Source organism: Deinococcus pimensis DSM 21231 (assembly GCF_000519345.1).
Classification (GTDB): domain Bacteria; phylum Deinococcota; class Deinococci; order Deinococcales; family Deinococcaceae; genus Deinococcus_A; species Deinococcus_A pimensis.
In genome coordinates this window covers 375,706-383,158 of the sequence record NZ_KI912633.1, presented here as the reverse complement: position 1 = coordinate 383,158, position 7,453 = coordinate 375,706, and the positions used below count along the sequence as shown (strand labels likewise).

The following is a 7,453-nucleotide window of genomic DNA, read 5'->3' as shown; positions in this document are numbered from 1 at the left end:
CGCCCTGCAGGAGCCGCAGCGCGAACAGCGCGAGCGGCCCGCCCACGAGGCCCATCGCGCCGACGACGAGCACGCCCGCGAAGGTCGCGCGCAGGACCATCAGCTTGCGTCCCAGCCGGTCCGCCAGGCGGCCCCAGATCGGGGAGACGAAGGCCATCGCGAGCCCCGACGCGGTCGCCGACGCGCCCGCCCAGAGGGCCGCCGTCTCCGGGGACCGCACGCCGAGCTCCTGGATGTACAGCGGCAGGAACGGCAGCGCGAGCGAGAAGGCGAGCTGGCTGATCACCTGCGAGGCCACCATCACCCACAGCGTCGTCCGCCACGAGCGCGGCGCGCGGTCGGGAGCGTCGGGCACCCGCCGAGGATACCAGCGGCCCCACCGCGCGGCGTGGGTTCTGTACGAACTCCAAACGCGAGGGCTCAGCGTTGAGGAGCGTACGCTCGGGGACGGCCCCTCGCTCAGGCCTCGTGCGTCAGCGCGTCTCTCCACTCACGGGGGTATACACCCTGCTCGTCCGGAGGAACCGCACCCGTCCGTCCGGGAAGCGCAGCACGTCCGCGCGGGTGCCCGCGAGGGGCCCCTCGGTCAGCACGAGACGGTCGGGCGCCTCGAAGCGCGCCCGCTGGGGGGGCAGCGGATCGCCCACGACGTCCGCGATGGCGGAGTAGTCGCCCTCCACGAACCTCAGGAGCAGGTCCGAGCCGTCCACGCTCACCTCGATCCGGTCGCCCGCGCCCGCCATGACCCACCACCCCGCGAGCTCGTCGAGCGTGGCGCGGTCCACGTCCAGGTACGTCGGTGCCGGGACGCGCAGGCCCAGCACCTCCTCCCGCACCCACTTCCCGAGGGCGGCGTACACGGCCTCGCCCCGGTCGCAGTTCGTGAGGGCCGCGAAGGCGAAGCCGAGCTCCGGGATGACGCGCAGCGTCGCCATCTGACCGTTCGTGGCGCCCCCGTGCGAGATCGTGCGGACGCCGCCCTCGTCGGAGACGAACCAGGAGACGCCCATGCGGCGGCCCGAGTCGGCGTCCACGGCGGGTTCGTGCAGGGCGCGCAGGCCCTCCGTCGAGAGGACGCGCTCGCCGCTCTCGGCCGTGCCGTCCCCGAGCTGAAAGCGCGCGTACGTCAGCAGGTCGCGCAGGCTGCACGCGAGGCCCCCGGCGGCGTTCGCGCTGCGGCCCAGCGCCCACGGACGCGCCACGACGGGCCGGCCGTTCCGCACGACGTGCCCGACGTTGAAGCGGCGCGTCATCACCTCGTCCGGGAAGAAGAAGGAGTTCGTGAGGCCCAGCGGCGTGAGGACGAGGTCACGCAGCGCGTCCTCGAAGCGGCGGCCCGTCACGACCTCCAGCACGCGTCCCGCGACGTGGAACGCGGCGTTGTTGTACGACCAGACCTCTCCGAGCGGCGTGACCTGTGGCAGGCGCGAGACGCTCTCCACGATCCGGGCGAGGGCGTCGTCGCCGTCGCCGGTGTTCTCGAAGTGGTCGCCCGCCCAGCCCGCCGTGTGGTTGAGCAGCTGCCGCACCGTGACGCGCGCCGCGACGTCCCCGTCCACGAGGCGGAAGTCCGGCAGGTACGTCCGCACGCGTCCGTCGAGGTCGAGGTCGCCGCGCCCGGCGAGCCGCGCGAGGGCCACCGCGACGAAGGTCTTCGTGATGGACCCGATCTGCCCCAGCGTGTCGGGCGTGACGGGCAGGCCGGTCTCCACGCTCGTCACGCCGAGGCACACCTCGTGCTGCCCCCCGGGCGTGAGCAGGCCGAGCGCCACGCCGGGCACGTGGTGCTCCTCCATCAGCGCGAGCGCGCGCTCCCGCAGGGCCGTGAGCTGGTCGGGCGTGACGGTGACGGGCGGGCGGGGCGCGCTGGAGGTCATGCGCGCAGCTTACCTTCGTGGTAGGGTGCGCGCGAAGGACAACCCATGACGAACACCATCGAGCGCGCGTACGGCTGGCCCGACCTCGAACCCCGCTACCTCTCCCTCCGCGAGCGTCCCCTGACCGCGGAGGACGTGCCCGCGTTCCTGCGCGAGTGGAGCGACGTGGAGAAGCTCCTCGGCGACACGGACGCGCTGCTGCGCCGCGCCGTCGACCGGAACACCGCCGACGAGGACGCGGAGCGCGCGTACCTCACCTTCGTGCGGGAGGTGCGGCCCCGCGCGCAGCAGGCGTCGCAGGAGCTCAAGCGGCGCCTGCTGGCCGTGGAGGGCTACGTGCCCGGTGAGGACGAGGCGCTGATGTTCCGCAAGCTCCGCGCGGACGCCGAGCTCTTCCGCGAGGAGAACATCCCGCTGGAGGTGGAGGCGACCGGACTCTTCAACGAGTACTCCAAGCTCACCGGGGGCCTCACCGTGGACGTGGACGGCGAGACGCTCACGCCGCCGCAGGCGCAGGCGCGGCTCCTGAACCCGGACCGCGCCTCGCGCGAGCGGGTGTGGCGCGCCCTGCAGGAGGCGTCCGCCGGGATCTCCGGGGAGCTCGACCGGATCTTCCTGGAGCTGCTGCGCCTGCGGCGGACGATGGCCCGCAACGCGGGCTTCGCGAACTACCGCGACTACCGCTGGCAGCAGCTGCGGCGCTTCGACTACACGCCGGAGGACAGCGCGTCGCTGCAGCGCGCGATCCGCGCGCGGGTCGTGCCGCTCGTGTCGCGCCGCCGCGAGGCGCAGCGCGTGTCCATGAACGTGCCGTCGCTGCGGCCCTGGGACCTGCGCGCCGATCCCCTCGGGCGCGAGCCCATCCGGGCGTTCGAGGACGTCTCCGAGCTGGAGGAGGCCTCCTCGCGGATCTTCGCGCGGCTCTCCCCCCGGCTGGGCGAGCAGTTCGACGTGATGCGCGAAGGGGGGCTGCTGGACCTCGCGTCTCGCCGCAACAAGGCGCCGGGCGCGTACTGCTCGGCCTTCCCGACGCGCGGCGTGCCGTTCCTGCACGGCAACTTCGTCGGGACGGCGCGGGACGCGTCGGTGCTGTTCCACGAGGCGGGGCACGCCTTCCACGTGTTCGCGTCGGCGCGGCCGGAGGTGCTGGTGTTCGCGCGGCATCCGGGCGCGGAGTTCGCGGAGGTGGCGTCGCAGTCGATGGAGCTGCTCACGCTGCCCTTCCTGGGGCGGGCCGAGGGCGGCCTGTTCGACGAGGCGGACCTGCCGCGCGTGCGCGAGGAGCAGCTCGACAGCATCGTGACGTTCCTGCCCTTCGCGGCGGTCCTCGACCGCTTCCAGCACTGGGTGTACGCGGAGGCGCCCGAGGACGTGCGCGTGGAGGACCTCGACGAGATGTGGCTGGGGCTGATGCGCGAGTACCACCCGCACGTGGACTACTCGGGGCTGGAGCACTTCGTCCGCAAGGGCTGGCAGTACCTGCACCTGTACGGCTACCCGCTGTACTACCTCGACTACGCCATCGCGTGGCTGGGCGCGCTGCAGGTGTGGCGCGGGGCGCTGGAGGACCGCGAGGCGGCGCTGGAGCGTTACCTGTACGCCCTGTCGCTCGGCGGGACGCGTTCCCTGACCCAGCTCTTCGAGGCGGCGGGCGCGCGGCTCGCGTTCGACGAGGGGCACGTGGGCGCGCTGATGGACTTCCTGCGGGCTCAGTACGACGCCTGAGGTCGCCCCGCGGATACGGGGAGGGGGCCGTCCGCGCGGACGGCCCCCTCGACTTCTCGCAGGGAAGTAAGTTTTCCGTGAGAATCTTCACGGTACGATGAAGTTCATCCCAGCGCTTCCCGGAGGTTCCATGATCCGCCGTACCCTCGCGACCCTCGCCCTCGCCTCGACCGTCCTCGCCCTCGCCGCGCTCCCGAACGCGCCGAAAGCCGCGCCCACCTGGGTCACGAACGCCCCGCAGCACCGCGCCGCCGTCCTCGTCCTCAAGGCGGGCTCGCCCGCCGCGCACGGCGGCCTGAACTTCAACGGCGCCAGCGACGGCGAGCACGGCTTCGTCGTGCCGCTCGGCTGGCGCGTCGTCGTGAACTTCTACAACGTCGGCACGATGCCGCACAGCGCCGTCGTCGTCAGCCGCCCGGAGAGCGGCACGCCCGCCGCGAGCTACGCCGTCGAGGACGCCGCCTTTCCCGGCGCGGCCCACAAGATCGTCGTGAACGGCTCGGGCCTCTACGCGGGCAAGCTGGACTTCGTCGCGTCGAAGCCGGGGCGCTACATCATCGTCTGCGCCCGACCGAACCACGCCATGAAGGGCCAGTTCGTCACGCTCGACGTCTCCGAGGGCGCCACCGAGGCGTCCTGGCAGTGAACTGAAGCTCAGCGTGCGTTCAGCCGCCGCCGCACCGGGCCCGGTGCGGCGGCGCCAGCATGGGGCATGCCGGACGACACCACCATCAACAGCATCATCGAGGAGAACGTCGAGATCAACCGACTCCTGCAACGTCAGGCCGAGGTGGGCCTCACGACCCTGCACCGCCCGCTGGAGCAGATCGGCGTGATCGTCGGACGGCCCGCCTTCATCGTGAGCGTCCTCGGCCTGTTCGGGCTGTGGATCGTGGTGAACCTCGGGATCAAGCTCGAAGGGCGTCACCCCTGGGACGAGCCGCCCTTCTACTGGCTGCAGGGTTTCATCGGCTTCCTCTCGCTCGTCGTGGCGGCCACGGTGCTCGTCGCGCAGGGCCGTCAGGGGCAGCTCGCCGAGCAGCGCGCACAGCTGCAGCTCCAGATCATCCTGCTGACCGAGCAGCGCACCGCGAAGCTCGTCGGGCTCATGGAGGAACTGCGCCACGACATGCCCGACGTGCACGACCGTCACGACGCGCAGGCCGAGGTGATGCAGCAGGCCAGCGATCCCGGCGCGATCATCGAGGCGCTCGAGACGCTCGACTCGGGCGGCCCGACCAGCCTGCCGCCCGGCCCGTCCACCTGAACCTCCGGACAAGACCTCGCCCCCTGCCCGGCGTGGTTGAATGCGGGCGGCCCGCCCGTCACCGTCCCGTCTCCCCAGGAGGTTTTCCGGCATGCGAACCATCAGGCTCGGTACCAGTTCCCTCGACGTGCCCGTCGTGGCCGTCGGCTGCATGCGGCTCGACGGGCTCTCCCCCGCCGAAGCGGAGCGCTTCGTGCACGAGGCGCTCGACATGGGCGCGAACTTCTTCGATCACGCCGACATCTACGGCGGTGGACGCTGCGAGGAGCTCTTCGCGGACGCCGTGAGGATGGACTCCGGCGTGCGTGAGCGCATGATCCTCCAGTCGAAGTGCGGCATCCGTCAGGGCATGTTCGACTTCTCGAAGGAGCACATCCTCGCCAGCGTGGACGGCATCCTCAGGAGGCTGCGCACCGACTACATCGACGTGCTGCTGCTGCACCGCCCCGACACGCTCGTGGAGCCCGAGGAGGTCGCCGAGGCCTTCGACGAGCTGGAACGCGAGGGCAAGGTCCGGCACTTCGGCGTGTCGAACCAGCATCCGCACCAGATCGAGCTGCTGCGCCGCTTCGTGAAGCAGCCCCTCGTGGCGAACCAGCTGCAGCTCAGCGTCACGAACGCCACGATGATCACGAGCGGCTTCAACGTGAACATGGAGAACGACGCCGCCGTGGACCGTGACGGGCACGTCCTCGACTACTGCCGTCTGCACGACATCACCATCCAGCCGTGGTCGCCCTTCCAGTACGGCTTCTTCGAGGGCGTCTTCCTCGGCAGCGAGAAGTTCCCGGAGCTCAACGCCCGCATCGACGAGATCGCCGCGAAGTACGACGTGAGCAACACGACCGTCGCGATCGCTTGGCTGCTGCGCCACCCGGCGCGCATGCAGCCCGTGGTCGGCACGACGAACGTGGATCGCCTGCGCGACTGCGTCCGCGCGGCGGACGTGCACCTCACCCGCGAGGAGTGGTACGCCGTCTACCGCGCGGCGGGCAACGTCCTGCCCTGAGGCCCCGCCGCCATCGGCGTGCCACGCCCTCTTCCCTACCCTCGGTGGTGAAGAAGGAGCCACGACGATGAAGACGAAGACGGCGTTCACGGCGGGCCTGCTGGCCCTCACCCTCACCCTCGCGGGCTGCACGCGGACCCCCGACGCCTCCGGGTCCACGCCCGCGCCGATCGGCACGCCCAGCGGGACGCCCGCGAGCGCCGTGATCGGCGCGGGCGGCGGCACCCTCACCTCCGCCGACGGGGCGTTCCGCCTCAGCGTCCCGTCGGGCGCCCTCGCGGGGGACACCACCGTCACGGTCGTGCCGATCACGGTGACGGCCCCGCACGGGAAGCGCGCGTACCGCGTGACGCCCGCGAACCTGACCCTCGCGCGGGACGTGGAGGTGACCCTCTCGGACGGCGGCACGCTCGGCGCCCGGAACCTGCGCGCCACGGACACCGTCGCCACGACGGCGGGCGCCGTCGTGGCGGTACAGGACGCCTCGGGCACGTGGAAGGCCGACCTCGGGACGCGTCAGGACCGCGCGAACGGCACCCTCAAGGCGAACCTGCGCGGCTTCGGGGACTTCGCCTGGGCGGAGGCGCTGCGCCTCTCGCCCGCCTCCGCGACCGTGAAGACCGGGAACACCGTCGACCTCGTCGTGAACGTCTGCGCGGACACCACGGGCATCGACGGGAGCACGCCGCTCGACATGATGCTCGCGCCCCTCACGGAGAACTGCACGCCGTCGAAGCTCGCGCCGCTCGCCACGGGCTGGGCCGTGAACGGCCGCGCGGGCGGCGACATCGAGGCCGGGACGGTCGTGAAGGCCGAGGGGGACGAGGCGCGCGCCACGTACCGCGCGCCCGTCATGGAGCCCTCCGTGAATCCCGTCGCGGTGACCGTGAACTGGGGCGCGGACGGCCTGCAGCTCGTCTCCAGCGTCCACGTGACGGACGACGCCGGAGCGACCTGCGCCGAGGCGCTGAACGTGCCGAAGCACTGGGCGGGCACCACGTCCACGCGGGTGAGCGTCAACGGGCACCGCGAGACGCTCAGTGCGAACGTCAGTTTCACCGCCGACCCGGTCGATCCCCTGCACCCGAAGGTCTGCACGTACCACGTGGAGAGCGGCACGGCCACCTGGACCCTCTCGGACACGGTCGGGGAGTGCACCCTGCGCGGCGGCCCCACGCAGATCCCCATCGAGCACGACGAGGGCGAGCTGAGCATCGACACGGAAGGCTTCCCCTGGACGTACGACGGGTCCGGAACGTCGAGCGGCAACCCCGTCGGGACGGTCACGATGAGCTGCCCCTCCGGGTCGCAGTCCTACCAGCAGCCCATCAGCCTGGGCGGCTGGCTGGTGATGCCGCCCACGCAGGTCTGGCAGACGGCCGGGGACGGCCGCACCATGGAGGGGACCGCCACGGACGGCGCGACCACGTGGACGTGGACGCTGGAGGGCACCGACTGACCCCGCGTCCCCACGCCGCGCCTCAGCGGTGTACGGGGCCCGGCACGCCCAGCAGACGCGCCACCCACGGTTCCAGGGGGTGGCGCGCGTCCGCGTGAAGCCAGAGCGACGCGCAC

Annotated in this window: 7 protein-coding genes; 5 read left to right on the top strand and 2 right to left on the bottom strand. The window is 72.1% G+C overall.

Going from position 1 to position 7,453, the window contains the following annotated elements:
- Window positions 1–355, bottom strand: a 355-nt coding sequence (locus DEIPI_RS29140) for an MFS transporter (RefSeq protein WP_045233744.1), incomplete at its 3' end; no start/stop codon positions are given.
- A gap of 118 nt (window positions 356–473) precedes the next feature.
- Window positions 474–1,877, bottom strand: a complete 1,404-nt coding sequence (locus tag DEIPI_RS0106685) for a serine hydrolase domain-containing protein (protein WP_027481269.1) — start codon at window positions 1,875–1,877, stop codon at window positions 474–476.
- 45 nt (window positions 1,878–1,922) lie between these two features.
- Here DEIPI_RS0106685 and DEIPI_RS29135 point away from each other — a divergent pair, with 45 nt between their 5' ends.
- The 5 genes from DEIPI_RS29135 to DEIPI_RS0106660 all read left to right on the top strand — a co-directional run bounded on the left by DEIPI_RS29135 (window position 1,923) and on the right by DEIPI_RS0106660 (window position 7,337).
- Window positions 1,923–3,602 carry a M3 family oligoendopeptidase gene (locus DEIPI_RS29135; RefSeq protein WP_045233743.1) on the top strand — a complete coding sequence of 560 codons (1,680 nt, stop codon included), beginning with the start codon at window positions 1,923–1,925 and terminating at the stop codon, window positions 3,600–3,602.
- 130 nt (window positions 3,603–3,732) lie between these two features.
- A complete protein-coding gene (locus tag DEIPI_RS29130; protein ID WP_045233742.1) occupies window positions 3,733–4,248 on the top strand; it encodes a sulfocyanin-like copper-binding protein in 516 nt (171 codons plus the stop codon).
- Between the two features lie 66 nt (window positions 4,249–4,314).
- Window positions 4,315–4,869 carry a DUF1003 domain-containing protein gene (locus DEIPI_RS29125; protein ID WP_045233741.1) on the top strand — a complete coding sequence of 185 codons (555 nt, stop codon included), beginning with the start codon at window positions 4,315–4,317 and terminating at the stop codon, window positions 4,867–4,869.
- A gap of 91 nt (window positions 4,870–4,960) precedes the next feature.
- A complete protein-coding gene (locus tag DEIPI_RS0106665; RefSeq protein WP_027481268.1) occupies window positions 4,961–5,878 on the top strand; it encodes an aldo/keto reductase in 918 nt (305 codons plus the stop codon).
- A 67-nt stretch (window positions 5,879–5,945) separates the two neighbouring features.
- The gene (locus DEIPI_RS0106660; protein ID WP_027481267.1) at window positions 5,946–7,337 is read left to right on the top strand and encodes a hypothetical protein; all 1,392 of its coding nucleotides are present in this window, start codon (window positions 5,946–5,948) and stop codon (window positions 7,335–7,337) included.
- The last annotated feature ends 116 nt before the right edge of the window (window positions 7,338–7,453 follow it).

Coding starts and splice junctions, on each gene's coding strand:
- DEIPI_RS0106685 (WP_027481269.1), bottom strand. CDS start 1,877: ATGACCTCCAGCGCGCCCCGCCCGCCCGTCACCGTCACGCCCGACCAG.
- DEIPI_RS29135 (WP_045233743.1), top strand. CDS start 1,923: ATGACGAACACCATCGAGCGCGCGTACGGCTGGCCCGACCTCGAACCC.
- DEIPI_RS29130 (WP_045233742.1), top strand. CDS start 3,733: ATGATCCGCCGTACCCTCGCGACCCTCGCCCTCGCCTCGACCGTCCTC.
- DEIPI_RS29125 (WP_045233741.1), top strand. CDS start 4,315: ATGCCGGACGACACCACCATCAACAGCATCATCGAGGAGAACGTCGAG.
- DEIPI_RS0106665 (WP_027481268.1), top strand. CDS start 4,961: ATGCGAACCATCAGGCTCGGTACCAGTTCCCTCGACGTGCCCGTCGTG.
- DEIPI_RS0106660 (WP_027481267.1), top strand. CDS start 5,946: ATGAAGACGAAGACGGCGTTCACGGCGGGCCTGCTGGCCCTCACCCTC.